The sequence below is a fragment of the Aeromonas sp. s12 genome, assembly GCF_040907925.1.
GTDB classification, from domain to species: domain Bacteria; phylum Pseudomonadota; class Gammaproteobacteria; order Enterobacterales; family Aeromonadaceae; genus Aeromonas; species Aeromonas veronii.
In genome coordinates this window covers 92,756-119,010 of sequence record NZ_JBFOCT010000036.1, presented here as the reverse complement: position 1 = coordinate 119,010, position 26,255 = coordinate 92,756, and the positions used below count along the sequence as shown (strand labels likewise).

The following is a 26,255-nucleotide window of genomic DNA, read 5'->3' as shown; positions in this document are numbered from 1 at the left end:
GCTGCCCACAGGCAGCCCGAAAGAGAGTGAAATCGGCTTAGACGGCGACCCAGACCTGCTGGTCGCGCACTTCAACGGGGTAGCTTTGAACCGACATGGCGGGATTGTCGAAACAGTGGCCATCGCTCAGGCGAAAGCGCTGCTTCTTGAGCGGGCTGGCGACCCAGAGCTCGCCGTCGTGTTCGCAGATCAGGCCCCGTGACAGCACGTTGGCAGCGAAGAAGGGATCCCGGTTGTCGATGGCGAACACCTCGGCGGCCGCGCTCGGGCGGAACAGGGCGATCTGGCGACCCTCAATGAGTGCGCAGACGCCGGTTCCCGGCAGGATGTCGTTGAGTTGGCAGGCAAGTTTCATCATTTGGTTTCCACCTCGATCTGGTAGACGGGGATGCGCTCGGCCGGGGTCGCCGGTCGGTGCTGGTCGCGCTCGCTGACGAACTGAACGTCCGGATCGCGCTTGTCGCTGTTGATGAAGTGGCTGAATCGCTTGAGTGCCTCCTCTTCATTGAGGGTGCGCGACCATTCGCACTCGTAGCTGTCGATGAGGGTCTGGATATCGCGCTCGAGCGTGTCGGCCAGCCCCAGCTTGTCGTCGACGATCACCTCGCGCAGGTAGTCGACCCCCCCTTCCAGATTGCCGAGCCAGACCGAGGTGCGCTGCAGTTTGTCGGCGCTGGTGACGTAGAACATCATAAAGCGGTCGATCAGCTTGATGAGGGTCTCGCGGTCGAGATCGGAGGCCAGCAGATCGGCGTGGCGCGGCTTCATGCCGCCGTTGCCGCCCACATAGAGGTTCCAACCCGCATCGGTGGCGATGATGCCGACATCCTTGCCCTGGGCTTCCGCACATTCGCGGGTACAGCCGGAGACGCCAAACTTCATCTTGTGCGGGGTGCGAATGCCCTTGTAGCGGTTTTCGAGGAAGACCCCGAGGCCGACGCTGTCCTGCACGCCGAAGCGGCACCAGGTGCTGCCGACGCAGGTCTTGGCCATGCGCAGCGCCTTGGCGTAGGCCTGACCGGTCTCGAATCCGGCCGCCAGCAGCTTGCGCCAGATGGCCGGCAGATCATCCTTCTGGGCCCCGAACAGGCCGATGCGCTGGGCGCCGGTGATCTTGGTGTAGAGCTTGTAGTCGCGGGCCACTTCGGCCACCGCCAGCAGCCCTTCCGGGGTCACTTCGCCGCCGGCCATGCGCGGGATGACGGAGTAGCTGCCGTCCTTCTGCATGTTGCCGAGGAAGATGTCGTTGGTGTCCTGCAGCGGGATGTTGCGCGGGCTCAGCACATGCTCGTTCCAGCAGGAGGCGAGGATGGAGCCGACGGTTGGTTTGCACACCTCGCAGCCATAGCCCTGGCCATGTTTGGCCAGCAGCTCGTCGAAGCTCTTGATCCCCTCCACCTTGGCCAGATGGAACAGCTCCTGACGGGAGTGGGGGAAGTGGGCGCAGAGGTGGTTGTTGACCTCGATGCCCTGCTTCACCAGTTCGGCGTTGAGCACCTGACTGATGAGCGGCACGCAGCCGCCGCAGCCGGTACCGGCCTTGGTGTGCTGCTTGATGGCTGCCAGGGTGGTGTGACCCTCGGCGACGGCCTGGGCGATGTCGCCCTTGGAGACGTCGAAGCAGGAGCAGATCTGGGCGCTTTCCGGCAGGGCATCCACCCCCAGGGTCGGTTTGGCACCGGCGTAGGCGGGCAGGATCAGGGTATCCGGGTGGCTCGGCAGCGGCAGGGCGTTGAGCATCATCTGCAGCAGGTTGCCGTAATCTTCCACGTCACCCACCAGCACGGCGCCGAGCAATCGGCTGTTGTCTTCGCTCACCACGATCTTCTTGTAGACGCCAGCCTGATCGTCCTGAAACACATAGCTGTGGCTGCCCGGGGTGCGGCCGTGGGCATCACCGATGGAGCCGACGGAGACACCGAGCAGTTTGAGCTTGGCGCTCATGTCCGCCCCCTCGAAGCGGCTGTCGCCGCCGAGCAGATGGTCGACGGTGATCTGGGCCATCTTGTAGCCCGGTGCCACCAGTCCGAAGAAGCGGCCCTGCCAGGCGGCGCACTCGCCGATGGCGTAGATGTCGGGGTCGGAGGTGAGGCAGTGATCGTCGATGACGATGCCGCCGCGCTCGGCGATGGCCAGATCACCGTAGCGGCCCAACGTATCTTGCGGACGAATGCCGGTGGAGAAGACCACCACGTCTACTTCAAGCTGGCTGCCATCGGCGAAGGCGAGGCGGTGTTTCGCCTGTTCACCGCCATGCATCAGGATCTCGCTGGTGCTCTTGCTGGTGTGTACCTGCACGCCCATGGATTCAATCTTGCGGCGCAGCAGCTGGCCGCCCTGACCGTCGAGCTGCTCGGCCATCAGCACCGGAGCAAATTCCACCACATGGGTCTCTAGACCCAGTGCCTTGAGGGCACCGGCGGCTTCCAGGCCAAGCAGGCCGCCCCCGATCACCACCCCGCTCTTGCCGCTCCTGGCGGCGCTGCGGATGGCTTTCAGATCCTCGATGGTGCGATAGACGAAGCACTCGTGGTGCTGGCTGCCCGCAATGGGCGGCACCCAGGGGTAGGAGCCGGTGGCCAGCACCAGCTTGTCGTACCCGACCACAGTGCCCTTGTTGGAGTGCACTTCGCGGTTGGCCCTGTCGATTTTTTTCACCGCTTCGCCGAGCAGCAGGCGGATGCCGTGCTTGTCGTAGAAGCCGGGTTTGACGAGGGAGAGATCTTCGCTGGTGTGATGGGAGAAGTAGGAGGAGAGATGGACGCGATCGTAGGCGGGACGGGGTTCTGCACCGAAGACGGTGATCTCGTAGCGGCCCGGGTCGGCCCGCTCGATCAACTCTTCGATGAAGCGGTGCCCCACCATGCCGTTGCCCACAACGACCAGTCTGACTTTGCTCATGATTGCCTCTAGTTTGGAGTAATAAAACATCATTCTGGGGCTAGGCTACCCAGTCAGTCGGGGCGGGCAATTGATGCAAATCAAGTGTCTATTTATATATCTCGTCAGGGGTAATTCGATAAAATTCAAAGATATACAAAAATAGGTATACCAGTTGATGATTTCCGCACTGGTTTTGGGTGAGGGATGGTGGAGAGCAAGAGCGCTTTAGCAACAGCCGGGAGTGAAAACTGCTGTCGGAAAAAGCCGATCTCGCACTGGGCGAGACCGGCATCAGCGGAGCAAGGCGGCGCGTCAGGCGATATGGTGGCGGAACATGGCGAGCGCTAGCGACAGGGTGACGCCGGCGATGGCGAGCAGTGGCCAGAGCAGGGGCCAGGCGGCCGACCAGTCGAACCCCTTGAGGAAGACCCCCTTGAGTAACACGATGAAGTGGGTGAGGGGGTCGATGGCCGCCAGCCACTGGAACACCTGCGGGATGTTCTCCACCGGCGAGATGTAGCCCGAGAGGATCACCGCCGGGACGGTGAAGGAGAAGACCCCGAGAAATGCCTGTTGCTGGGTTGAGCAGAACGAGGAGATGAAGAGCCCGATCCCGGCCAGTGCCAGCCCGTAGCAGACCATGCCCGCCATCAGCAGGCTGAGGCTGCCGGCAAAGGGGAGGTGAAAGACGAAGCGGGCGGCCAGCGCGACTATGCACCCTTGCCCCACCGCCACCATGATGCCGGGCACCGCCTTGCCCGCCATGATCCAGCCTGCGGTGAGGGGGGAGACCAGCAGCTGATCGAAGGTGCCCTCTTCCCGCTCCCGCGCGACCGAGAGGGCGGTGACGATAAGACAACCGGTGGTGGTGATGATGGCCACCAACGCTGGCAGGATATGCCAGTGGAACTCGACGTTGGGGTTGTAGAGGTTGCGCACCGCCAGCTCGGGTTGCCCCTTGCCCTCACTTTGCCAGCGGGCAATCACCTGACTGATGTAGCCAGCCGCCACCTGACCGCCGTTGGAGCGACGGCCATCGATGATCAGCTGCACCTTGGCCGGTTCGCCGCGCGCCAGCCGACGCGAGAAATCCCCCGGAATAATCAGCCCGAGCAGTGCCTGCTGCCCGGTGATGGCCTCGGTCATGCCCGCCTCGCCTTGCACCGGGATGATGGTGGTGAAGGCGGGCATATGGGTGAGGCGCTCCAGCAGCTCGCGGCTCTGGGCACCGCCATCCTGGTTGTAGATGGCCAGCGTGTTGCCGGTCACCTCCAGAGTGGCGGCGAACGGGAAGAGGGCGGTTTGCAGCAGCACCGGCATGATGAGCAGAAAGCGCCCCTGAGTATTGCCCATCAGGGCCTGCAGCTCTTTTCGGATCAGCCACCAGAGTCGGATCAGCATGGGTTACTCCAGAGTGCGCCGCGTCTTGCGGGCGGTCAGGGCCAGCCAGAAACCGGCCAGCAGCAGCAGACAGAAACCGTTGACCAGCAGGATCGAGAAGACGCTGCCCGCCTGATAGAGGGTCTGCAGGGAGCTCGCGAAGTAGCGGGCCGGAATGAGGTGGGTGATGGCTCGCAGCAGCGGTGGCATGCTGGCGATCTCGAACACGAAGCCCGACAGCATCACCGCGGGCAGAAACGCAGCGATCAGCGCCGCCTGTGCGGCATTGAACTGGCTGCGCATCACGGTGGAGAGGAACAGGCCGAGTCCGAGGGCGCTGCCGAGAAAGACGCTGGTGACCAGAAAGAGCAGCAGCAGGGAGCCGCGCCATGGCACGCCCATTACCGCCACCGAGAAGAGCAGGCAGAGCAGCATGGCGATGATGCCGAGGCCATAGTAGGGCAACAGCTTGGAGAGCAGCAGCTCCCCCTTGGTGACCGGGGTGGCGAGCAGCGCCTCCATGGTGCCGCGCTCCCACTCCCGCGCCACCACCAGCGAGGTGAGCAGGGCGCCGATGATGGTCATCACCACCGCAATGGAGCCCGGCACCAGAAAGTTGCGGCTCACCAGCGCCGGATTGAACCAGGCGCGGCTCTCTATCGATACCGGCATGGCGACCCCCTCGCCAGCGAGCCATCCCTGCCAGATCCCCTGCACATAGTTGGTGACGAAGTTGGCTGTGTTGGGCTCGGAGCCGTCGGTCAGCAGCAGTGCCTGCGGCGTGCCATTGCCCTGACCGGCTAGCGCGCGGGAGAATCCGTCATCGATCACCAGCAGGCCGCGGATCTCGCCACGGGCAAGACTGGCGAGCAGGGACGCCTTGCTCGGGCCGCTGTGGATCTCCAGCGCGGTAGAGCCGCGCAGGGCCTGCTCCAGCCGCACCGCCGGGGCACCGCTGTCGGTACGCCAGATGCCGAGGCGCAGATGGTCCACATCCAGATTGATGGCGTAACCCATCACTACCAGCAGTACCACCGGCATGATGAAGGCGATGAGGATGCTGCTCGGGTCACGGACGATTTGCAGCGTCTCCTTGCGGCAGAGGGCCAGCAGTCGCCGACGGTTGATGCTCATGCGTCCTCCTCGCTGGCCCGCTCGACCAGGGTGATAAAGGCCTCTTCCATGGTCGGCAAGGAGCCGGTTGGCAGAGAAGTCGCCGCCTCTTTGGCGGCCAGCTCCTTGAGATCGTCCGGGGTGCCGAGCGCCAGCAGCTTGCCGCGATAGATGAGGGCGATGCGGTCGCAATACTCCGCCTCATCCATAAAGTGGGTGGTGACCAGCACGGTGACGCCGTGGTCGGCCAGCGCGTTGATGTGCGACCAGAACTCGCGCCGGGTCACCGGATCGACCCCGGAGGTGGGCTCGTCGAGAAACAGCAGCGGCGGCTCGTGCAGCAGGGCGCAGGCGAGTGAAAGACGCTGGCGCAGGCCGAGCGGTAGGGATTCCGCCTTCTGATCGAGCCAGGGGGTGAGGGCAAAAGCGGTCACCATGGCGTCGATCCGCGTCTGCTGGTGGCGGCCGAACAGGCCGTAAATACCGGCGAAGAAGGAGAGGTTCTGCGCCACGGTGAGCTGCTTGTAGAGGGAGAATTTCTGCGCCATGTAGCCGAGGCGCTGGCGCGCAGCCGACGGACTGTGGGCCAGATCGATGCCGGTCACCAGTGCCTGCCCCTCGCTCGGGCGCAGCAGGCCGCACTCCATCTTGAAGGTGGTGGACTTGCCCGCCCCGTTGGGGCCGAGCAGGCCGAAGATCTCGCCGCGGCGCACCGCAAAGCTGACATCATCGGTGGCGGCAAAATCGCCGAAGCGCTTGGTGAGGTGGCGCGCCTCGATCACCGCCTCGGGGGAGACCCCCTGCGGCAGTTCGGCTTCCCGCATCCCGGCCGCCAGACTCGACTCCCCGCCGGGGCCGCCGCCGAGCAGGTCGATAAAGGCATCCTCCAGCCGGGGCTGAGCAGGTTGAAAGGCGCCGTTGGTCAATTGCAGCTCCGCCAGCGGCGGGGGCGTCATGCCCGGGTGCAGCAGCAGGCGAACCCGCTCCCCCGCCACCGCGCCATCCATCACCGCTGGGTGAGCCAGTGCCCGGCGCAGCAGGGCGCGCCGCTCGCGGCCATCCAGCTGCCCCGCCTCCAGCAGCCAGCAGCGGCTGGCCATGGCCCCCATCAGATTGGCCGGTGTGCCGCTGGTGCGCACCTCGCCATCCGCCATCAGCAGCACGTGGTCGCACAGCTCCGCCTCATCGAGATAGGCGGTACTCCAGAGAACCGTCATCCCTCCCTTGGCCAGCTCGCGCACCATCTGCCAGAGGGCGCGGCGGGAGATGGGATCGACCCCGACCCCCGGTTCGTCGAGCAGCAGCACATCCGGGGTGCCGAGCAGGGCGCAGGCCAGCCCGAGTTTCTGCTTCATCCCGCCAGAGAGCTTGCCCGCAGGCCGCGCGGTGAAGCGGGCAAGATCGGTGAAGGCGAGCAGCCGCGCGAAGGTGGGTGTGCGTTCGGGCTCCAGTACGCCGCGCAAGTCAGCGTAGAGGGTGAGGTTCTCCAGCACGCTGAGATCCTCGTAGAGGCCGAACTGCTGGGGCATATAGCCGAGGCGCTGACGCAGCAGGTCTCCCTCGCTCACCGGATCCAGCCCCAGCACCCGGATGGTGCCCGCTTCGGGGATCAGCAGACCGGCCAGCAGGCGCAGCAAAGTGCTCTTGCCCGCGCCGTCGGGGCCCACCAGCCCGGTGATGCCGCCAGTCGGAATGGTGGCCGAGATGGCGTTGAGGGCGACCCGCTCGCCAAAGCGTTTGGTGAGTCCCTCAAGGGAGATAGCGCTGTTCATGGCGCCAGCCTGACGGTGACCGGCATCCCTTGGCGCAGGGCCGGGTCGGGATCCTGCACCACGATACGCAGCCGGTAGACGAGGTGAGTGCGCAAGTCAGGCGTCTCCACCGATTTCGGGGTGAACTCGGCGGTCGGCGAGACAAATCCCACCACCCCGTGATAGGGCTGATCCGGCCGCGAGTCGGTGGTGAGGGTTACCTTAGCGCCGCTCGGGAAGTGGCCGAGCCAGGGCTCCTCCACATAGGCGCGCACCCAGACCGGCGCGGTCAGGGAGAGGTTGAAGGCGGTTGCTCCGCTCTGCACCATGCTGCCATTCTCGACGGCGCGGCTGATGATGATGCCGTCGCTGGGGGCGGTCAGGCTGGCATCCGCCAGCGCCAGTTCGGCACTGGCGAGCGCCGCTTTGGCCCCTTCCAGCTGGGCATCGGACTGGGCAATCTCTTCCGGGCGGTAGCCGGTTTCGAGCTGGGCGAGCTGCTCGCGAGCCGAGCGTACCTGCGCCTGGGTCTGATCCCGCTGGGAGCGGGCGGTATCGAGCTGACCGCGGGAGATGGCGCCGGTGGCGGCCAATGCGCTCTGGCGGCGCCACTGCTGGTCAGCTTCCAGCGCTGCGGCTTCGGCGGCGGCCAGTGCAGCCCGGGCGCGGTCGGTCTCTTCGCTGCGATAGCCTTTGTGGATCAAGGCGTTGGCGGCAGTGAGCGCAGCCAGATTGGCGCGGGCACTGTCGCGGCTGTGGGTGAGGGGCGCCGGATCGAGGCGGGCCAGCAGTTGGCCGGTTTTTACCCTATCCCCCTCATCGACCAGTACCTGATCGACGCGACCGCCGACCCGAAAGGCCAGATTGACGTCGCGAATATCGACATTGCCGTAGAGGATGGAGCCGTCGGTGGGGCGCCCCTGCCACCAGAGGTAGCCGCCGATAACGGTTAGCAGCAGGGCTACGATTGCAATGCGTTGTTTCATGCCGCTTCTCCTTCCTTCATGTCGGTGGGGCGCAGGCCGCGCAGGGCCCATACCAGCCGCTGTCTGGCGGCCTCGGGGTTGTCTATCTGGCTGAGAAAGGGGGCGGCCTGTTCGGGCAGCCAGCCGAGCTGGCGACCGCTGCCGGCGATCACCAGCGGCAGGCCGACCGACCCCATGATGAAGATCATCAGCTGGAGCGGGTGACCCGCGACCAACGAACCTTCCGCCTGTGCCATCCGTACCTGTTCGATCAGCAGCAGGGGATGGCGGCGCGGCAGGCTGAGCAGAAAACGCTGGGCCGCCCCTTCGCCCGCCAGCGCATCGCCAAACAGGTGGTTGATAAAGCCGCGCTGGCGCGCCACCAGACCGATCAGCGCCTCCATGGTCGCCTCGAACATGGCGATGGCAGAGGGGTAGGAGCCTTTGGCTGCCACCGCCTTAAGCTCGTCATATAGGGGGGCGTACCAGAGCTCGACCAGCTCGTCGATAAAGGCGTCGCGGTTGCCGAAGTGGTAGACGAAGGAGCCGAGGTTCACCTCTGCCGCCGCCGCCAGCTCGCGCACCGTCAGGCCGCGCAGCCCCTTCTCGGTGGCGATGGCGAGGCCGGTATCGAGCAGTTTCTGCCGGGTTGGATTCATCTTTCTGGTTCCTGTTGCACAGATTGCGATCTGATTTATACGTATGTATAAATCAATTGCACAGAAGTAGACAGATCTTTTTTTGAGCGAATTTCAGCGGAGATGAAAAGGACGCCTCCACATAGGGAGGCGTCCATGATGTCGCTTATTGGCTGGTGTCCCAGTCAGGAAACTCGAGATACCAAGTGTCGTGGGTATTGCCGACAATAGAACCACGTTTACCGATCTTTTTTCTTAATGTAGCGATGCAAGCAGATTCAAAATCCAAGCTGTATCTTCTTTGCCGAGATATTGAGTCAAGCCATTGCCAATCGCTGCTGCCTGGATTGATGCTCAGGCGAATTTTTTGTCCTGAGCCTCCGAGTTGGATTACTCCGCCACCCTGTGATCTGCTCAAAATAAGTGGCACAAGGGGGCCGTCCTCATGGATCTCAATGAAATCAATCTGACGACCATTCACTGTCACAATATCCGGTTCACGTTCAGTCATTGGCATGCTCCATTAGATAGGAAGACCAATAATATCAGTGCTTTAGTTGGCAGTCTCGTCAATGGCTGGAGAGGGTGGTTAGGGGCTTAAAATGCAAAACGCCCCCATTTCTGGAGGCGTTTTTTTACAAACAGAACTGCGCTTACAGAATAAAGCGGCTCAGATCCTCATCCTCGACAAGCGCACCGAGATGGGCGTTGACGTAGTCGGTGTCGATGACAAAGGTCTCGCCGGACTTCTCGGAGGCGTCATAGGAGATATCTTCCATCAGGCGCTCCATCACGGTGTGCAGACGGCGGGCACCGATGTTCTCGGTACGCTCGTTGACCTGCCACGCCGCTTCGGCCAGACGGCGGATGCCATCCTTGGTGAACTCGATGTTGACCCCTTCGGTGGCCATCAGCGCCTTGTACTGATCGGTCAGGGAGGCGTTCGGTTCGGTCAGGATACGCTCGAAGTCATCTGTGGTCAGGGCGGTCAGCTCGACGCGGATCGGCAGACGACCCTGCAGCTCGGGGATGAGGTCGGACGGCTTGGCAATCTGGAAGGCGCCGGAGGCGACAAACAGGATATGGTCGGTCTTGACCATGCCGTGCTTGGTGTTGACGGTGCAGCCCTCGACCAGCGGCAGCAGGTCGCGTTGTACCCCTTCACGGGAGACATCGGGGCCTGAGCTCTCGCCACGCTTGCAGATCTTGTCGATCTCGTCGAGGAAGACGATGCCGTTGTTCTCGACGGCGGCGATCGCTTTCTGCTTCAGCTCTTCCGGATTGACCAGACGGGCCGCTTCCTCTTCGATCAGCGCTTTCATGGCCTCTTTGACCTTGATCTTGCGCTTCTTCTTCTGGTTCTGGCCCAGGTTCTGGAACAGCCCCTGCAGCTGGTTGGCCATCTCTTCCATGCCCGGCGGGGTCATGATTTCGACGCCCATCGGGGAGGCGGAGAGCTCCAGCTCGATCTCCTTGTCATCCAGCTGACCTTCACGCAGTTTCTTGCGGAAGATCTGGCGGGTGTTGGAGTTGTCGGCTTTCTCTTCCTCACCCCAGGTGTTGCGCGGGTTGGGCAGCAGGGCGTCGAGGATGCGCTCTTCGGCGGCCTCCTCGGCGCGATATTTCATCTTCTCCATCTCGGTTTCGCGCACCAGCTTGATGGCGGCATCGGTCAGATCGCGGATGATGCTGTCCACTTCCTTGCCGACATAGCCCACTTCGGTGAACTTGGTCGCTTCCACCTTGATGAAGGGGGCGTTGGCCAGCTTGGCCAGACGACGGGCGATCTCGGTCTTGCCGACACCGGTCGGGCCTATCATCAGGATGTTTTTCGGGGTTACTTCATGGCGCATCTCTTCATCGAGTTGCATCCGGCGCCAGCGGTTGCGCAGGGCAACGGCAACGGCACGCTTGGCATCGGCCTGACCAATGATGTGTCTGTCCAGCTCGTGGACGATTTCTCTCGGGGTCATCTCGGACATGATGGTGTTCCTGTATCCGGGGCGGGCAGTGCCCGCCCCTTGGGAAATTGGGTTTGGCTGGCGGCCTTATTTGGCAGCGTAGTCCAGCACTTCGATGGTGTGGTTGCCGTTGGTGAAGACGCAGATGTCGCCCGCAATCTTGAGGGACTTCTCGACAATGGTCCTGGCATCCAGCTCGGTGTTTTCCAGCAGCGCGATGGCGGCGGACTGGGCGAAGTTGCCGCCGCTGCCGATGGCGATGAGATCGTGCTCCGGCTGTACCACGTCACCGTTGCCGGTGATGATGAAGGATTTGTGTTCGTCGGCCACGGCCAGCAGCGCTTCGAGGCGGCGCAGGGCGCGATCGGTGCGCCAATCTTTGGCCAGCGCCACGGCGGCGCGCTCCAGATTACCCTGATGGGCCTGCAGTTTTGCTTCGAAACGTTCGAGCAGGGTGAAGGCGTCGGCGGTACCGCCAGCGAAACCGGCCAGCACCTTGCCGTTATAGAGGCGATGAACCTTGCGGGCGTTGCCCTTCATGACGGTGTTGCCAAGAGAGACCTGGCCATCGCCACCGATGACGACCTGACCGTTGCGGCGAACTGAAACTATGGTAGTCACTTTACTTACCTCGCTTGAGCCGAATGACGGCCTGACTGTGCATGGCAAGAAAGATGGGGATGGCAAACGGGCTTTTCAACCCTGCCCTTGGTCGGGATAAACGGGGTAGTAAAGAGCGTGGGTGCGAGTGACACCAAAAGAAGTGACACCAAAAGAACAGGGCCGGGTGTTGCCACCCGGCCCTGCGTCATCGGTAAGCGGATTACCCTTTCTTGGGAATGCAGCCGCTGATGCCGGAGCTCTGCAGCTTGCTGTTGGCCGCGTCGGCGGCCGCCTTGCCGTTGAAGGGGCCCACCATCACCTTGTAGACGGTGCCGTTGGCGCCATTGATCACCTGCAGGCTGGAAGAGAGGCCAGCGGTGAAGGCGATACGCGCCTTGAGCGACTCTGCGGAATCCTGCGAGCGCAGGGCGGCGCACTGCATCATATAGCGACCGCTGTCGGCGGCTGCGGTCTGGGCTGGCGGAGTGGCCGCTTTGGCCTTGGCCGCTTCGGCCCGCTCCCGTTCCAGCTCGGCACGGATCTCTCGCTCCATCCGTTCCCGTTCTGCCTTGCGGTCGATCACCTGCTCTTGCGCGCTGGCAACCGGTGCACCCGAGGTGGAAGGGGTGGTCGCCGGATTGGGCTGATAGGGCTTGGGCTGGCCGATGGGCGTTCCCGGTTGGGGAATGTCGGTCGGCACCGGTTGCGGCAGTTTTTCCGGTTGCAGGGTCATGGTATCTGCCGGTGGTGGCGGCAGCACACCCGGCTGGGTCGGCGGTTCTATGATATCGACCTGCTTGTTCTCAAGCCGTTCGATGTAGCTCCACTTCTCCTGAGGCAGCCCGTTATTCTGCGCTTTTGGCTTGTTGGCCTTTACCTGCTCCTCAATGGTGGGGGCGTCGTTACCCTTGCCATTGATCATGTAAAGGAAGCCACCAAAGCCTGCCAGCAGTGCCACGACCAGCAGCACTGGAATAACAGGAAAGCGGCGAGGGGCCGCTTTCTTGGTATTGCGGCCACCCGCCCGACGTCGCGGGCGGCTGCCGACATAATCCCGGGTTGCCATCTATTACATGCGCTCCAGGGTATGGATGCCCAGTACGCCGAGGCCCAGTTTCAGTACCTTGGCGGTGGCGGCGCACAGCAGCAGACGGCTCTGACGGGTTGCCTCGTCCACGCCATCCTTGTTGATCGGGCAGGCTTCATAGAAGGTCATGAAGTTGCCGGACAACTCGTACAGGTAGGTACAGAGCAGGTGCGGCATGCCTTTGTCGGCCACACCGTTGACCGCGTCGGAGAACTGGATCAGTTTCTGGGCCAGCACCTCTTCGGCCTCTTCGTTCAGGGTCACGTTGCCGGTCAGCGTTTCGGCATCGATGTTGGCCTTGCGGAAGATGGACTGGATACGTGTGTAGGCGTACTGCAGGTAAGGGGCAGTGTTGCCTTCAAACGACAGCATCAGATCCCAGTCGAAGATGTAGTCGGTAGTACGGTTCTTGGAGAGATCCGCATACTTGACCGCGCCCATGGCGATGGCGTTGACCACGTTGGCCTTCTCTTCGGCAGAGAGGTCGCTGTTGCGGCTCTCCAGCAGGGCAGCGGCGCGCTCTTCCGCTTCGTTCAGCAGGTCAACCAGCTTGACGGTACCACCGGAACGGGTCTTGTAGGGACGACCATCCTTGCCCAGCATCATGCCGAAGGCGTGGTGCTCGAGGGGGACGGATTCCGGTACATAACCCGCCTTGCGGGTGATGGTCCAGGCCTGCATCAGGTGCTGGTGCTGACGGGAGTCGATGAAGTACATGACACGGTCGGCGCCCAGGGTTTCATAACGGTATTTGGCACAGGCGATGTCGGTGGTGGTGTAGAGGAAACCGCCATCGCTCTTCTGGATGATGACGCCCATGGCCTCGCCATCCTTGTTCTTGAACTCGTCCAGGAAGACAACGGTAGCGCCTTCGCTCTCGACCGCCAGCCCCTTGGCTTTCAGGTCTGCAACGATCTCCGGCAGCATGTCGTTGTACATGGACTCGCCCATGATGTCCTTGTTGGTCAGGGAGACATTCAGGCGGTCGTAGTTGATCTGGTTCTGTTCCATGGTCATGTCGACCAGCTTCTTCCACATGGTACGGCAGTACTCATCGCCGCCCTGCAGCTTGACCACGTAATTACGGGCGCGCTCGGCGAAGGCTTCGTCTTCGTCGTAGCAACGCTTGGCCTGGGTGTAGAAGGCTTCCAGATCCTTGAGTGCCATGTCGCTGGCGTGCTCGTTGGACATCTTCTCCAGATAGGCGATCAGCATGCCGAACTGGGTGCCCCAGTCACCGATGTGGTTGGCACGGATCACTTTGTGGCCGAGGAATTCCAGCGCGCGCGCAGCTACGTCACCGAGTACGGTGGAGCGGATGTGGTGCACCGCCATCTCTTTGGCCACGTTGGGGGCGGAGTAGTCCACCACCACGGTTTGTGGCGCGGGCAACCGTACGTTGGCGTTGGCAGAGGTCACCATGGCCTCGACCTGACCGGCCAGCCAGCGCTGGTCGAAGAAGAAGTTGATAAAGCCGGGACCGGCGATCTCGACCTTGGCGATCAGGTCGGAGGCAGGCAGGTGCTCGATGATGGCAGCCGCCAGCTCACGGGGATTCTTGCGGGCCGGTTTGGCCAGCAGCATGGCCAGGTTGGTAGCCAGGTCGCCGTGAGCTTTTTCCTTGCATCGGTCTACTTGCACGCGGGCTTCCAGGTCCGCCGGCAGGACGCCTGCTGACTTGAGATTGGCTACCGTTTGTTCAAGTAGATGATGAATATGCTCTTTCATAACTGACCACCAAGGTTGCGCGTCGAAAAATGACTGATATATAAGGGCGTGAATTTTACCCGCATCGGCCCGAGAAAACTATAGGGATGACCCGCCGCTCGCTGTCGGGCGGATATTTCACTGCGTTTAGCGCCATATTCCAGAATATTGGGCGGAAATTACGGTGCTTATCCATTTCTACTGCATATCGAAGCGGCTTGTCCAGGCTATTTTCCCCTGATTGTTAAGGGTTTTTCCTTTCCGATGACGGGAATGATCTCCTCCCTCTGGCCCGGCGTATTAACAGAGGTTCCCAACCGAGGAGTTTGCGATGCGACTGGCGCTGTTTCCCCTATCTGCCCACCTGCTGCCCGGCGGCGTCATGCCGCTGCGGATCTTCGAACCGAGATACCAGCGGATGATCGCCGAGGCGGGGGAGTCCGGCTTTGCCCTCTGCATGGTGGACCCTCGCCAGCCCGACGCCCTGCGCAACATGCTGCCCATCGCCACCCGGGTCACCATCATCGATTTCGACCGGCTGCCGGACGGCATGCTGGGGATCACGGTGCAGGGGATGGAGCGGGTGCAGATAGAGGATCTGTGGCAGGAGCCCGATGGCCTGCGTATCGGCGAGGTGACGCCGCTGACGGCCTGGCCGCCCCGCCGGCTACATCCTGATCAGCAGCCGCTGGTCGAGGCGCTGCGGGAGGTGTTTGCCGACTATCCCGACTATGCCGCCCTCTATCCCGCCCCCCGCTGGGACGATGGCAACTGGGTGGCCCAGCGCTGGCTGGAGGTGTTGCCGATCCCCCCTGAACAGAAACAACTGCTGCTGGCCGCCGCCGACAATCAGCCCGCCATCGCCCTGCTCAAGGGGGTGCTGGTGGCCAGCCACTGATTTTTTCTGACCCGCTGATCCGCCACTGCCGCAGCGCCGTACAAGTCATCACCACAGCATGTTCGACAGCACACCAAAGGGATGGCGCAATGGCATATACTGGCCAACCACACTCGACCATACGCAGGACCTCGCCCGTGATGGATAACCCGGATGGCGACCTCAAATCTCTGCTGATCAGGGTGGCAGAGCAGGCCGACAAGGCTGCTTTTGCCCGCCTGTTCCAACACTTTGCGCCGCGCATTCGCAGCTACGGCCTGCGCCACCTCGGTAGCGAAGCCAACGCCATGGAGCTGGTGCAGGAGACCATGCTGCTGGTGTGGCAGAAGGCGCGCCTCTACCACCCCGAGAAGGGGGCGCCGACCACCTGGATCTATACCGTGATGCGTAACCAGTGCTTCGACATGCTGCGCCGTCGTCGCGCCAGCAAGGAGGATCTCTGTGCCGAGGAGCTGTGGCCGGTGCTGGAGTTTCAGGCCGAAGAGGAGCATCTGAGCGGCGGTGAGGATGCGGTGCTGACCCGTCAGATGGCCCACTATCTGGGCACCCTGCCGGAGCCGCAACAGCAGGTGGTGCGTGGCATCTATCTGCAGGAGTTCTCCCAGCAGGAGTTGGCGGAGCGACTCGGCGTGCCGCTCGGTACCATCAAGTCCCGCCTCCGGCTGGCGTTACAGAAACTGAAAGAGCAAGTGGAGCAAGGCCATGATTAAAGCCCATCCGACCGACCCTATGCTGCGTGCTTTTGCCGCCGACGAGCTCCCTCTGCCGCTGGCGGTAGGGCTCTCCGCCCACTGCGAACTCTGCCCCGATTGTGCTGCCCGACTGAAGACATTCGAAGATGAGCTGGCACAGCAATATCTTGCTTCGCCAGCAGAGCCCGAGCTGGACTCCCGCGATGAAGTGGGACTGGACGCCGGATTCGACGCCATGCTGGCGGATATTCTGGCCCAGCCGCTGGCAGAGCCCCTCTCCGAGCCAACACATGACCAGCCCCGAGCCCAGCCCGGCGAGCTGGAGGTAGCCGGTCAGGCCTACCGTTTGCCACGGGTGTTGGCCCGCTACCGTTCCCCCAAGTGGCGTCATATCGGGGCCATTCGTCAGCAGAGTCTGCCGCTGGACGAGATGGGGGCGCGCGCCAGCTTGCTCCATATCGAAGCGGGCGGCCGCATCCCCGAGCACACCCATCAGGGTTATGAGCTGACCCTGCTGCTGGCGGGCAATATTCAGGATGGCGATACCCTTTACAAGGCGGGAGATTTCATCTGGCGCGATGCCAGCCACTCCCACAGCCCGCATACCCCAGATGGTTGCCTCTGCTACACGGTACAGGATGCGCCAGTGCAGTTCACCAAGGGGCTGTCGCGACTGCTGAACGGCATCAGCCAGCACCTCTACTGAGCACCATGACGCCATAGAAAAAGGGACCAGATTGGTCCCTTTTGTCATTTCATGGCTGTCGCTCAGGCGACAAACACCAGATAGACGGCGAATGCCACGATAAAGCGGTAGATGGCGAACGGGATAAAGTCGATGCGGCGGATCAATGTCAGGAAGGTCTTGATCGCAAACATCGCTACCACGAAGGCGGTGATAAAGCCCACGGCAAACATCGGGAAGTCGGCCATCGAGAGGAAATCGCGGCTCTTGTAGAGATCAAGCCCGCTGGCGGCCACCATCATGGGCACCGCCATGATGAAGGAGAACTCGGCGGCGGCGTGACGGCTGATCCCCATCAGCATGCCACCACTGATGGTTGCGCCCGAGCGGGAGAAGCCGGGCCACAGGGCCAGACACTGGAACAGACCGATGCCAAACGCCTGCTTGTAGCTGATGTCATCCAGGGTTTCGGCTGTGACGGCCGGGCGGAACTTCTCGGCGATGATCAGCAGGATGCCCCCCGCGACCAGCGCGTACATGACGGTCTGCGGACCAAACAGGTTGGCCTTGATCCAGCTGTGGATGGCCAGACCGACCACGATGGCGGGCATCATGCCGAGGATGACGTGGATCAGCGACAGGGTGGCGTGATCCCGGGACGGCTTCTGGCCAAAGTGGATGCCAATCAGGCCAAACAGGCGGCGCCAGAAGACGGCGACTACGGCGAGGATGGAGCCAAGCTGGATCACCACTTCGAAAGTGGCTGCCTTGGGCCCTTCAAAGCCCAGCAGATGGCCGACGATAATCATGTGGCCGGTGGAGGAGACGGGGAGGAACTCGGTCAGCCCCTCGACGACGCCCAGAATAAAGGCGACCAGCAGGCTATAAGTGTCAGTCATCGAACAAACAATCCTTAACTTCGTTGATGTAAAAACGCCCCGAAAGGGTCTCGGGGCGGCATATCTTGCTCGATTGTGACTGCTGAGGCTATGTAAAAATCATGAATTCTTTAAGTTAGTCGCGGATAAAGCGGTAGCGGGTCTGGTGGTGATAACGCTCGCCAGGCAGCAGCCAGGGGTTGCCCAGCTCGGGGCGATTGGGGCTGTCCGGCAGCTGTTGCGCCTCAAGACAGAAGCCGTCGTGATCCCGGTGCGACAGGCCGCTGCGGTTCGGGGTATTGGCCAGCCAGTTGCCGGTGTAAAACTGTAGCGAGGGCTGGTTGGTATAGACCTCCATCGCCAACTGTCTGTCACCTGACACCACGCGAGCTGCCCACTTCTGCTCCGGTCCATTGAGCACAAAGGCGTGATCGTACCCCTTGGCCTGTTGCTGCTGAGGATGGTTCAGCCAATCCTGGCCAATCAGGCGCTCGCGGCGCAGATCGAATGGCCCCTCCACCGGAGTGATGGTGATCGGCAAACCGTTCGGGTCGGTCGGCAGGAAGTGGTCGGCATTGATACTGATGAGGTGGTCACGGATATCGCCGCCATCAGTTTGCCCATCGAGATTGAAGTAGGCGTGGCTGGTGAGGCTGACCGGCGTTGTGGCATCCGTGCTGGCGATGAAATCCACCACCAGATCGCTCTGCTCCAGCCGGTACTCCAGGGTGACCCGCAGATTGCCGGGAAAGCCCTGATCCCCCGCCCGGGAGAGCAACGCCAGCTTGACCCGATCCGCCTCCAGCTCCTTGATCTGCCAGCGCTGGCGATGAAAGCCAGCCTGCCCGCCGTGCAGACAGTTGGGTGCCTGATTGGCATTCAGCGGCCAGTGCTGTCCATCACGCACCAGCTCGGCACCGCCGATGCGGTTGGCAAAACGACCGGCCACCGCACCCAGCCACACCTGCTGGGTGGGATAGGCGTCGTCGGCACAGCCCAGCAGCACTTCACGCCGTTTGCCCGCCACCAGCAGGGTGAGGGAGGTGAGGGTGGCGCCGAAGTCGAGGCCGCGCAGCCGCAGCCCCTCTTCATTTTCCAGCTCGAACGGGGTCATGGCGCTGCTCATAGCTTGCCTGCACCGGCGCTGGCAGAGCAGACGTAGCAGTCGGCCTTGAGGCCCGAGATGGCCGGATACTCCGCCTCGACGGCGGCAATCACCTCGGCCACCTTCTCCGGGCGCAGCAGGGCGACCACGCAGCCGCCGAAGCCGCCGCCAGTCATCCGCACGCCACCATCTGTGCCGATCCTGGCCTTGATGATCTCCACCAGACCGTCGATGGCGGGCACTGTGATCTCGAAGTCATCGTGCATGGCGGCGTGCGACTGGGCCATCAGCTCGCCGAGACGGGTCAGATCGTGGCTCGCCAGCGCATCGGCGGCCGCCAGAGTGCGGGCATTTTCCCCAACGATGTGGCGGGCACGACGATAGCAAGCATCATCCAGCCCGGCCTTGCGCGCTTCCAGTCCGGCCAGATCAAGGTCGCGCAGCGCCTTGACTCCGTAGTGACGGGCGGCCGCTTCGCACTGCTGGCGGCGGGTGTTGTATTCGCTATCCACCAGACCGCGGCGCACATTGGAGTTGACGATCAGCACCGCCAGATCGGTGGGCATGGGGATGAGGCGGGTCTCCAGCGAGCGGCAGTCGAGCAGCAGGGCGTGGTCGGTTTTGCCGCTGGCGGAGATCATCTGATCCATGATGCCGCAGTTGCAGCCGACGAACTGGTTCTCCGCCTGCTGGCCATTGAGGGCGATCTCGGCCTGAGTGATGCCGAGCCCCAGCGCCTCTTTGAAGGCCTGACCAATGGCCACTTCCAGCGAGGCGGAGGAGGAGAGCCCCGCCCCCTGCGGCACGTTGCCGGAGACCACCAGATCGAGGCCGTGCAGGGCATAGCCACGCTCCTGCAGATACTTCACCACGCCGCGGATGTAGTCGCTCCAGCGTTGGCTGGGGTGGTGCTCGATGGGCTGGTCGAGGTCGAACTGGTCGCGCTGGTTGTCGTAGTCGGCGGCGATCACCTGCACTTGCCGGTCATCGCGCAGGCCGATGGCGACGCAGGTCTCGTAGTCGATGGCGCAGGGCAGCACGAAGCCGTCGTTGTAGTCTGTATGTTCACCGATGAGGTTGACGCGGCCGGGGGCGCGCACCAGCAGATCGGGCGCTTTGGCAAATTGCTCGGCAAAAACGGTGCTGACGCGTTGGCTGGGGGTCATAGGGCCTCCTCATTGGTGTGGCTGGTCTGGTTGTAGTGAACGGGGCTCAGGGCACGCAGCCGCTCGGCAGCCTGCTCGGGGGTAAGGTCACGCTGGGTTTCGGCCAGCATCTCGAAGCCGACCATAAATTTGCGCACGGTGGCGGAGCGCAGCAGCGGCGGATAGAAGTGGGCATGCAGTTGCCACGCCTCGGGGCAATCCGACTTGGGCGGTGCAAAGTGCCAGCCCATGGAGTAGGGGAAGCTGCACTCGAACAGGTTGTCGTAGCGGCTGGTGAGCTCCTTGAGCGCCACCGCCAGATCCTGTTGCTGGGCCTGGGTCATATTGAGCATGGAGGGGGCGTGCGCCTTGGGCAGCAGCAGGGTTTCGAACGGCCAGGCGGCCCAGAAGGGAACCACGGCGAGCCAGTGCTCGGTCTCCACCACGATGCGCGAGCGATCCGCCAGCTCCCGCTCTACATAATTCAGCAGCATGGGGCGGCCATGCTCGGCCAGCCAGTCGCGCTGGTGCTGCTCTTCGCGGGCGATCTCGTTGGGCAGGAAGTCGCTGCCCCAGATCTGGCCGTGAGGGTGAGGGTTGGAGCAGCCCATGACGGCCCCTTTGTTTTCAAAGACCTGCACCCACTCCCACTGGGCCGACAGCTCGGCGACCTGATCCATCCAGGTGGTGATCACCCCCTCGATGGCGGGCAGCGGCAGCTCGGGCAGGGTCTTGCCGTGGTCCGGCGAGAAGCAGATGACCCGGCTGGTGCCGCGGGCGACCTCAAGTTTCAGCAGGGGATCGCTGGCGCTATCGGCGGCTGGGGTATCCTGCATCAGGGCGGCGAAGTCGTTGGTAAAGACGAAGGTGCCCTGATAGTCGGGGTTGATGTCGCCGGTGACCCGGGTGTTGCCCGCGCAGAGGAAACAGTCGGGATCGTGGGCCTGTTTGGGGGCCTGACTCACCTTCTCCACCTGTCCCTGCCAGGGGCGTTTGGCCCGATGGGGGGAGACCAGCACATACTGGCCGGTCAGCGGGTTGAAGCGGCGATGGGGATGATCGACGGGGTTGAACATCATCTCTCCTGAATAAGGTATTGAAAAATATGGTCATCTATTAACAGGGAGCAGGCAGGCCTACTCCTCGTAACCGTTCGGATTGGCGGATTGCCAGTGCCAGCTATCGGCGCACATGGCGTCGATGTTGCGGGTCGCCCGCCAGCCCAGCTCGCGCTCGGCCTTGGCCGGATCGGCCCAGCAGGCGGCGATATCGCCCGAGCGACGCGGCTCGATGCGAAATGGCAACGGCTTGCCACAGGCAGCAGAGAAAGCGGCGACCAGCTGCAACACGCTCTGGCCCTCGCCGGTGCCCAGGTTGTAGGTGTGCACGCCACCCTTGCCGGCGCAGTGTTGCAGCGCCTTGACATGCCCTTCGGCGAGATCCATCACGTGGATGTAGTCGCGCACACCGGTGCCGTCCGGGGTGGGGTAATCGTTTCCAAAGACAGACAGGCAGTCGCGACGGCCGATGGCGACCTGGGTGATATAGGGCATCAGATTGTTGGGGATCCCCTGCGGGTCTTCACCCATGGTGCCCGATTCGTGGGCGCCGACCGGATTGAAGTAGCGCAGCAGGGTCATGCTCCAGTGGGGCTCGGCCAGCTGCAGATCCTCGAGGATCTCCTCGATGATCAGCTTGGAGCGACCGTAGGGGTTGGTAGCACTGCGGGGGAAATCCTCGCGGATCGGCAGGCTGGCGGGATCGCCGTAGACGGTCGCCGAAGAGCTGAACACCAGATTGTGCACCCCGGCCCGTTTCATCGCCTGCAGCAGGGTGAGGGTGCCGCCGAGGTTGTTCTCGTAGTAATCCAGTGGAATGCGAGTCGACTCACCGACCGCCTTGAGGGCGGCAAAGTGGATCACTGCATCGATTTGCTGTTCGGCAAAGATCCGGTCCAGCAGGGCTGCATCGCGAATATCCCCTTGATAGAACAGGGGTTGCTGGCCGCTGATGGCGGCGACTCGAGTCAACACGCTGTGCTTGCTGTTGCCGAGGTTATCGACCACCACGGGATTCATGCCTGCCGCTTGCAGGGCCAGACAGGTGTGGCTGCCGATATATCCGCAACCGCCGGTGACCAGAACGTTCATCTTGCTCTCCACTGAAAAGTGTCTGGAAGCAGTCTAGCCGAGGGTGTGGCGACCAAACTGTGAGCTTGCTTGCAAAACAGTGTAAACGATTACACTGTTTTTGTGATCATCCTGATGGCAGATATGCGTTTCACCCCTGTTTTCAAAGGGTTTGCTGGGTATAATGGCGCTCTATTGCACAGTGAAAGAAGTGAAAACAGCATGAGCACCATCAAGGATGTCGCCCGTTTGGCCAATGTGTCGGTGGCAACGGTTTCACGGGTGATGAACAACTCCCCCAAGGCCAGTGCCGCGTCTCGCGAAGTGGTGCAGAAGGCCATGGCCGAACTGGGCTACACCCCCAACGCCAACGCGCGGGCACTGGTCAGCCAGACCTGCGACACTATGGGGGTAGTGGTCGGTGACGTGGCGGATCCCTTCTTCGGTGCACTGGTGAAGGGGGTCTCCGGCATCGCCGTCGAGCAGAACCTTCACCTGCTGATGGGTAACGGTTTTCACAAGGCGCGTCAGGAGCGTGAGGCGATCGAGCTACTGATCGGCAAGCGTTGCGAGGCGCTGGTGGTGCACAGCAAGGCGCTGAGCGACGAGGAGCTGTACGATTACGCCATGCGGGTGCCCGGTATGGTGCTGATCAACCGCGATATTCCGGCCCTCAAGGGGCGCTGCATCGCCCTCAACAATCGGCTGGGTGCGGCTACGGCGACTCGCCACCTGATCGAACTGGGTCACCGCCATATCGCCTTTATCAGCTCGGATCACGCCATCGAGGATGCCACCTTGCGTTTGCAGGGTTATCAGGATGGGCTGATGGAGGCGGGTCTGGCAGCCGATCCCGAGCTTATCGAGAGCGGCACGCCGAACGAGGAGGGGGGGGAGCGTGCCATGCTCAACCTGCTGGCCAAGGGGCTCAAGGTGACCGCCGTGGTGGCCTATAACGATGCCATGGCGGCTGGCGCCATCTCTGTGCTAGCGGACAACGGCCTGCGAGTGCCGGAGGAGGTCTCGGTAGTGGGCTTCGATGACATCATCTATGCCAGATACTTGCGCCCCAAGCTTTCCACCATGCGCTATCCCATCGAGCTGATGGCGGCTCAGGCGGCCAAGCTGGCCATTCAGCTGGCGGCGGGGGAGAGTGACGCGACCCAGAGCCGGATCTATACCCCCACCCTGATCAATCGCCACTCGGTGGCACCGGTTCGGGCCGGATAGCCCCCTTTTGTGGCCCTGTTCGGGGCCGTTTCTTGCACAGTTATTGTTTTACCTATTTTTAATCATTTTTACTCCGCTTTACTTAACAAAATCAGTGTAATCGTTTACATCTGTGTGAGCGAGATCGCCGTTCCCTGCGTCATACTTCTCTAGACTGAATAGGTTTTCCAATCAGCAGGGAGAGAGTGAATGCTCAGGGAGATAGTGGCGCGTCAGGATTGGCAGACTCAGGCCATTACGTCGGTAAACCGGCTGGCAGCCCATACCCCCATGTTCAGCTGGCGCAGCGAAGCGGATGCCAGGGGTGATCTGGCCTCTTCCTCCCGTCTCTTGCTCGATGGCGAGTGGCGCTTCTCCTTCTTTGCCGCTCCCGAATTGGTGCCAGAGAGCTGGCTGGTGCAGGATCTGGCGGATACTTGCCCCATTACCGTGCCGGGCAACTGGCAGCTGGATGCCGCCTATCCAGCTGCGCGGCTGCTCACCGATGGCCCCATCTACACCAATATCAAGTACCCCTTTCCCTGCGATCCGCCCCGGGTGCCGGCAGAGAACCCCACCGGTTGCTACTCCCGCGAGTTCGAATTGCCCGCCGACTGGCTGTCAAGCGGCCAGAGCCGGATCATCTTCGACGGGGTGAGCAGTGCCTTCCACCTCTTCTGCAACGGCCGCTGGGTAGGTTACTCCCAGGACAGCCGGCTGCCCGCCGAATTCGATCTGACCCCATATCTGCAGAGCGGTCGCAACCGATTGGCGGTGCTGGTGCTGCGCTGGTCCGACGGCTCCTATCTGGAAGATCAGGATATGTGGTGGCTGTCGGGGATCTTCCGCTCCGTCAGCCTGCTGCACAAACCGTCCCGCCATCTGATGGATATGCGGGTGACCCCCGAGCTGGATGCCTGCTATCGGGATGGCCGTCTCAAGATTGCACTGCAGGTGGCTAATGGGGCTGGTTTGTCGGTGGAGGCCAATCTCTATGACGGTGGCGAGCGGGTTGCGACCCTGCGCCAGCCGATAGGCACCCAAGCCATTGATGAGAAAGGGGCGTATGACGATCGTGCCGAGCTGTGGCTCGACGTGGCTGCGCCGCGCAAGTGGAGCGCCGAGACGCCCCATCTCTATCGCCTGACCCTGACCCTGCTGGACGAGCAGGGCCAGGCCATCGAGAGCGAGGCGTGCGATGTGGGCTTTCGGGTGGTGGAGATCCGTGGTGGCCTGCTGCGGGTCAACGGTCAGCCGCTGCTTATTCGTGGTGCCAACCGTCATGAATACCATCCCGCCAAGGGTTATGCCATCGATCGCGCCACCATGGATCGGGATCTGCTGCTGATGAAGCGGCACAACTTCAATGCGGTGCGCTGTTCCCACTATCCCAACCACCCCGATTTCTATCGCCTCTGCGATCGGCTCGGCCTCTATGTAGTGGACGAGGCGAATCTGGAGACCCACGGCATGACCCCCATGGGGCGGCTGGCGCGGGATCCCGCCTGGAGCAACGCCTTTCTGGAGCGGGCGACCCGCATGGTGGCGCGGGATTTCAACCACCCCTCCATCATCATCTGGTCGCTGGGCAACGAGTCGGGTTACGGCCCTGCCCACGATGCCATGTATGGCTGGATCAAGCGCAGCGACCCGAGCCGTCCGGTGCAGTACGAGGGGGGCGGGGCCGATACCCCGGCCACTGATATCATCTGCCCCATGTATGCCAGAACCCATCAGGATCAGCCCTTCCCGGCGGTGCCCAAGTGGGCGCTGGCCAAGTGGATCGGCCTGCCCGGCGAACTCCGGCCGCTGATCCTCTGCGAATATGCTCACGCCATGGGCAACAGTCTGGGGGGCTACGCCCACTACTGGCAGGCGTTTCGCGATCATCCACGCCTGCAAGGCGGGTTTGTCTGGGATTGGGTCGATCAGGGGCTCGACAAATACACCGCCGATGGTCGCCACTACTGGGGCTATGGCGGCGACTTCGGTGATGTGCAAAACGATCGCCAGTTCTGCTGCAACGGCCTGCTGTTCCCTGATCGCACCCCCCATCCCGCCCTGTGCGAGGCGAAGCGCGCCCAACAGCCGTTCCGCTTCACTCTGCTTGAGCACACCCCGCTGCGGGTGCGGATCGAGAGCGAATACCTGTTTCGGGAAACCGACAACGAGCGGCTTTGCTGGCAGTTGTGTGAGAACGGCCATGTGCAGCAGCAGGGGGAGTTCTCCCTTGAGCTGGCGCCACAGGGGGTGGTCGAGTTGACCCTGAGCGAGACACTGCCCGCCTTTGCGGCAGGCTCACTGGCCTGGCTCGATCTGGCCATCGTTCAGCCGCAGGCTACCCCCTGGTCGCAGGCGGATCACAAGGTCGCCCGTCAGCAGTTCACCCTGCCGACTCCCCTTGCCCTGCCAGCGCCGGTCGCTGCCGCTACCCTGAGCGAGCAGCCGGATGGCTGGCGGATCACTGCCTCAAACAACCAGTGGTGGCTCGACAAGCAGAGCGGTCGCATCACCAGTTGGCAAAAATCGGGGCAGGAGCAGTTGCTGGCGCCGATCACGGATCATTTCTACCGGGCGCCGCTCGACAACGATATCGGCACCAGCGAAGCGGATCACGCCGACCCCAACTCCTGGATTGCCCGCTGGCAGGGCTGTGGTCTCGGTCAGTGGCTGCACCGCTGTTTGGGGATCGTGGTCGCCGGAGGGGATATCCGGGTCAGCCATGGCTACTTCCACCGCGATGAGCTGCTGCTGGTGAGTCACTGGCATCATCACTTTACCGACGATGGCGCCATGAGCCTCGAGATAGAGACCGAGCTGGCGCAGGCGCTGCCTTCGCTGCCGCGGATCGGCCTGCTGCTTCATCTGGCCGAGGTACCGGCGCGAGCCGAATGGCTGGGACGCGGCCCTCACGAGAACTATCCGGATCGCCTGCTGGGCGCCGATCTGGGGCGCTGGAGTTTGCCGCTGGAGGCGATGCACACCCCTTACATCTTCCCGAGTGACAACGGCTTGCGCTGCGATACTCGTCAGCTGCAGCTGGGCAGCACGACGGTGAGCGGCAGCTTCCATTTCAGTGCCAGCCGCTTCAGTCAGCAACAGCTGGCCGCTGCTCGTCACCAGAGCGATCTGGTGGCCGAAGAGGGATTGTGGGTCTGTCTCGATGGCGCCCACATGGGGGTGGGCGGGGATGACTCCTGGAGTCAGAGCGTGCGTCCCGAGTATCAACTGCTCGAGCGTCGTTACCGTTGGGGCTGCACTCTCCGCTAAGCCAGCTATTGAAGCGACTGTCGAGCCAGTGCGCCATTTTGACAACAGACCAGTAACGACTAGCCTCAATGCTGTGGGAAAGATTGAGTCTCAAATTTGATTTTTAGTTATATGTATTTGAAAAATAAATATAAAGTTTCAATGTAACAGAGTGTA

At 62.5% G+C, this 26,255-nt stretch carries 22 protein-coding genes; 5 read left to right on the top strand and 17 right to left on the bottom strand.

Annotation, left to right across the window (positions count from 1 at the left end; genetic code table 11):
• Positions 1-37: 37 nt before the first annotated feature.
• The 12 genes from nirD to argS all read right to left on the bottom strand — a co-directional run bounded on the left by nirD (position 38) and on the right by argS (position 14,109).
• On the bottom strand, positions 38-355 hold the full coding sequence (nirD, locus tag AB5Y67_RS18900) for a nitrite reductase small subunit NirD (RefSeq protein WP_041202829.1): 318 nt from the start codon (positions 353-355) through the stop codon (positions 38-40).
• Positions 355-2,901 (bottom strand): nitrite reductase large subunit NirB, encoded by a 2,547-nt coding sequence (nirB, locus tag AB5Y67_RS18895; protein ID WP_325794103.1) that lies wholly within the window; start codon positions 2,899-2,901, stop codon positions 355-357. The genes nirD and nirB overlap by 1 nt, the downstream gene beginning before the upstream one ends.
• A 294-nt stretch (positions 2,902-3,195) precedes the next feature.
• Complete coding sequence (locus AB5Y67_RS18890; RefSeq protein WP_199427789.1) at positions 3,196-4,284, bottom strand: ABC transporter permease; 1,089 nt, start codon at positions 4,282-4,284, stop codon at positions 3,196-3,198.
• Between the two features lie 3 nt (positions 4,285-4,287).
• Positions 4,288-5,397 (bottom strand): ABC transporter permease, encoded by a 1,110-nt coding sequence (locus AB5Y67_RS18885; protein WP_103250847.1) that lies wholly within the window; start codon positions 5,395-5,397, stop codon positions 4,288-4,290.
• The gene (locus AB5Y67_RS18880) at positions 5,394-7,148 is read right to left on the bottom strand and encodes an ATP-binding cassette domain-containing protein (protein ID WP_103250846.1); all 1,755 of its coding nucleotides are present in this window, start codon (positions 7,146-7,148) and stop codon (positions 5,394-5,396) included. Before AB5Y67_RS18880 ends, AB5Y67_RS18885 begins: the two co-directional genes overlap by 4 nt.
• Positions 7,145-8,113 (bottom strand): secretion protein HlyD, encoded by a 969-nt coding sequence (hlyD, locus tag AB5Y67_RS18875; RefSeq protein ID WP_199427788.1) that lies wholly within the window; start codon positions 8,111-8,113, stop codon positions 7,145-7,147. Before hlyD ends, AB5Y67_RS18880 begins: the two co-directional genes overlap by 4 nt.
• Positions 8,110-8,751 carry a TetR/AcrR family transcriptional regulator gene (locus AB5Y67_RS18870; protein WP_005342550.1) on the bottom strand — a complete coding sequence of 214 codons (642 nt, stop codon included), beginning with the start codon at positions 8,749-8,751 and terminating at the stop codon, positions 8,110-8,112. The genes hlyD and AB5Y67_RS18870 overlap by 4 nt, the downstream gene beginning before the upstream one ends.
• A 145-nt stretch (positions 8,752-8,896) precedes the next feature.
• The gene (locus AB5Y67_RS18865; RefSeq protein ID WP_058059575.1) at positions 8,897-9,241 is read right to left on the bottom strand and encodes a hypothetical protein; all 345 of its coding nucleotides are present in this window, start codon (positions 9,239-9,241) and stop codon (positions 8,897-8,899) included.
• A 142-nt stretch (positions 9,242-9,383) separates the two neighbouring features.
• Complete coding sequence (gene hslU / locus AB5Y67_RS18860; protein WP_100644792.1) at positions 9,384-10,712, bottom strand: HslU--HslV peptidase ATPase subunit; 1,329 nt, start codon at positions 10,710-10,712, stop codon at positions 9,384-9,386.
• Between the two features lie 66 nt (positions 10,713-10,778).
• Positions 10,779-11,312 (bottom strand): ATP-dependent protease subunit HslV, encoded by a 534-nt coding sequence (gene hslV / locus AB5Y67_RS18855; RefSeq protein ID WP_005342555.1) that lies wholly within the window; start codon positions 11,310-11,312, stop codon positions 10,779-10,781.
• 202 nt (positions 11,313-11,514) lie between these two features.
• Positions 11,515-12,360: an SPOR domain-containing protein gene (locus AB5Y67_RS18850; RefSeq protein ID WP_005340771.1), complete on the bottom strand. Its 846-nt coding sequence runs from the start codon at positions 12,358-12,360 to the stop codon at positions 11,515-11,517.
• Between the two features lie 3 nt (positions 12,361-12,363).
• Positions 12,364-14,109, bottom strand: a complete 1,746-nt coding sequence (gene argS / locus AB5Y67_RS18845) for an arginine--tRNA ligase (protein ID WP_005355547.1) — start codon at positions 14,107-14,109, stop codon at positions 12,364-12,366.
• A 310-nt stretch (positions 14,110-14,419) separates the two neighbouring features.
• On the opposite strand from argS, the gene AB5Y67_RS18840 reads away from it, so the two are divergent.
• The 3 genes from AB5Y67_RS18840 (at position 14,420) to AB5Y67_RS18830 (ending at position 16,384) form a co-directional block, all read left to right on the top strand.
• Positions 14,420-14,986, top strand: coding sequence for an LON peptidase substrate-binding domain-containing protein (locus tag AB5Y67_RS18840; protein WP_005356978.1), 567 nt, complete (start codon positions 14,420-14,422; stop codon positions 14,984-14,986).
• A 140-nt stretch (positions 14,987-15,126) separates the two neighbouring features.
• Positions 15,127-15,696 (top strand): sigma-70 family RNA polymerase sigma factor, encoded by a 570-nt coding sequence (locus AB5Y67_RS18835; RefSeq protein WP_005355542.1) that lies wholly within the window; start codon positions 15,127-15,129, stop codon positions 15,694-15,696.
• Positions 15,689-16,384: a ChrR family anti-sigma-E factor gene (locus AB5Y67_RS18830; protein ID WP_100652271.1), complete on the top strand. Its 696-nt coding sequence runs from the start codon at positions 15,689-15,691 to the stop codon at positions 16,382-16,384. Before AB5Y67_RS18835 ends, AB5Y67_RS18830 begins: the two co-directional genes overlap by 8 nt.
• Positions 16,385-16,446: 62 nt before the next feature.
• Here AB5Y67_RS18830 and bacA read toward each other — a convergent pair whose 3' ends face one another.
• The 5 genes from bacA to galE form a co-directional block, all read right to left on the bottom strand.
• A complete protein-coding gene (gene bacA, locus AB5Y67_RS18825) occupies positions 16,447-17,262 on the bottom strand; it encodes an undecaprenyl-diphosphate phosphatase (protein WP_021230740.1) in 816 nt (271 codons plus the stop codon).
• A gap of 115 nt (positions 17,263-17,377) precedes the next feature.
• The gene (gene galM, locus AB5Y67_RS18820) at positions 17,378-18,367 is read right to left on the bottom strand and encodes a galactose-1-epimerase (protein ID WP_199427786.1); all 990 of its coding nucleotides are present in this window, start codon (positions 18,365-18,367) and stop codon (positions 17,378-17,380) included.
• Positions 18,364-19,512, bottom strand: coding sequence for a galactokinase (gene galK / locus AB5Y67_RS18815; RefSeq protein WP_199427785.1), 1,149 nt, complete (start codon positions 19,510-19,512; stop codon positions 18,364-18,366). The genes galM and galK overlap by 4 nt, the downstream gene beginning before the upstream one ends.
• Positions 19,509-20,567, bottom strand: coding sequence for a UDP-glucose--hexose-1-phosphate uridylyltransferase (locus AB5Y67_RS18810; RefSeq protein ID WP_150390576.1), 1,059 nt, complete (start codon positions 20,565-20,567; stop codon positions 19,509-19,511). The genes galK and AB5Y67_RS18810 overlap by 4 nt, the downstream gene beginning before the upstream one ends.
• A 60-nt stretch (positions 20,568-20,627) precedes the next feature.
• Positions 20,628-21,641 (bottom strand): UDP-glucose 4-epimerase GalE, encoded by a 1,014-nt coding sequence (gene galE, locus AB5Y67_RS18805; RefSeq protein WP_150389969.1) that lies wholly within the window; start codon positions 21,639-21,641, stop codon positions 20,628-20,630.
• Between the two features lie 201 nt (positions 21,642-21,842).
• On the opposite strand from galE, the gene AB5Y67_RS18800 reads away from it, so the two are divergent.
• Together AB5Y67_RS18800 and AB5Y67_RS18795 are read left to right on the top strand one after the other, a co-directional pair.
• Complete coding sequence (locus AB5Y67_RS18800) at positions 21,843-22,850, top strand: substrate-binding domain-containing protein (RefSeq protein WP_041915397.1); 1,008 nt, start codon at positions 21,843-21,845, stop codon at positions 22,848-22,850.
• Positions 22,851-23,039: 189 nt separating this feature from the next.
• Positions 23,040-26,099 carry a beta-galactosidase gene (locus tag AB5Y67_RS18795; RefSeq protein ID WP_199427784.1) on the top strand — a complete coding sequence of 1,020 codons (3,060 nt, stop codon included), beginning with the start codon at positions 23,040-23,042 and terminating at the stop codon, positions 26,097-26,099.
• Positions 26,100-26,255 lie beyond the last annotated feature (156 nt).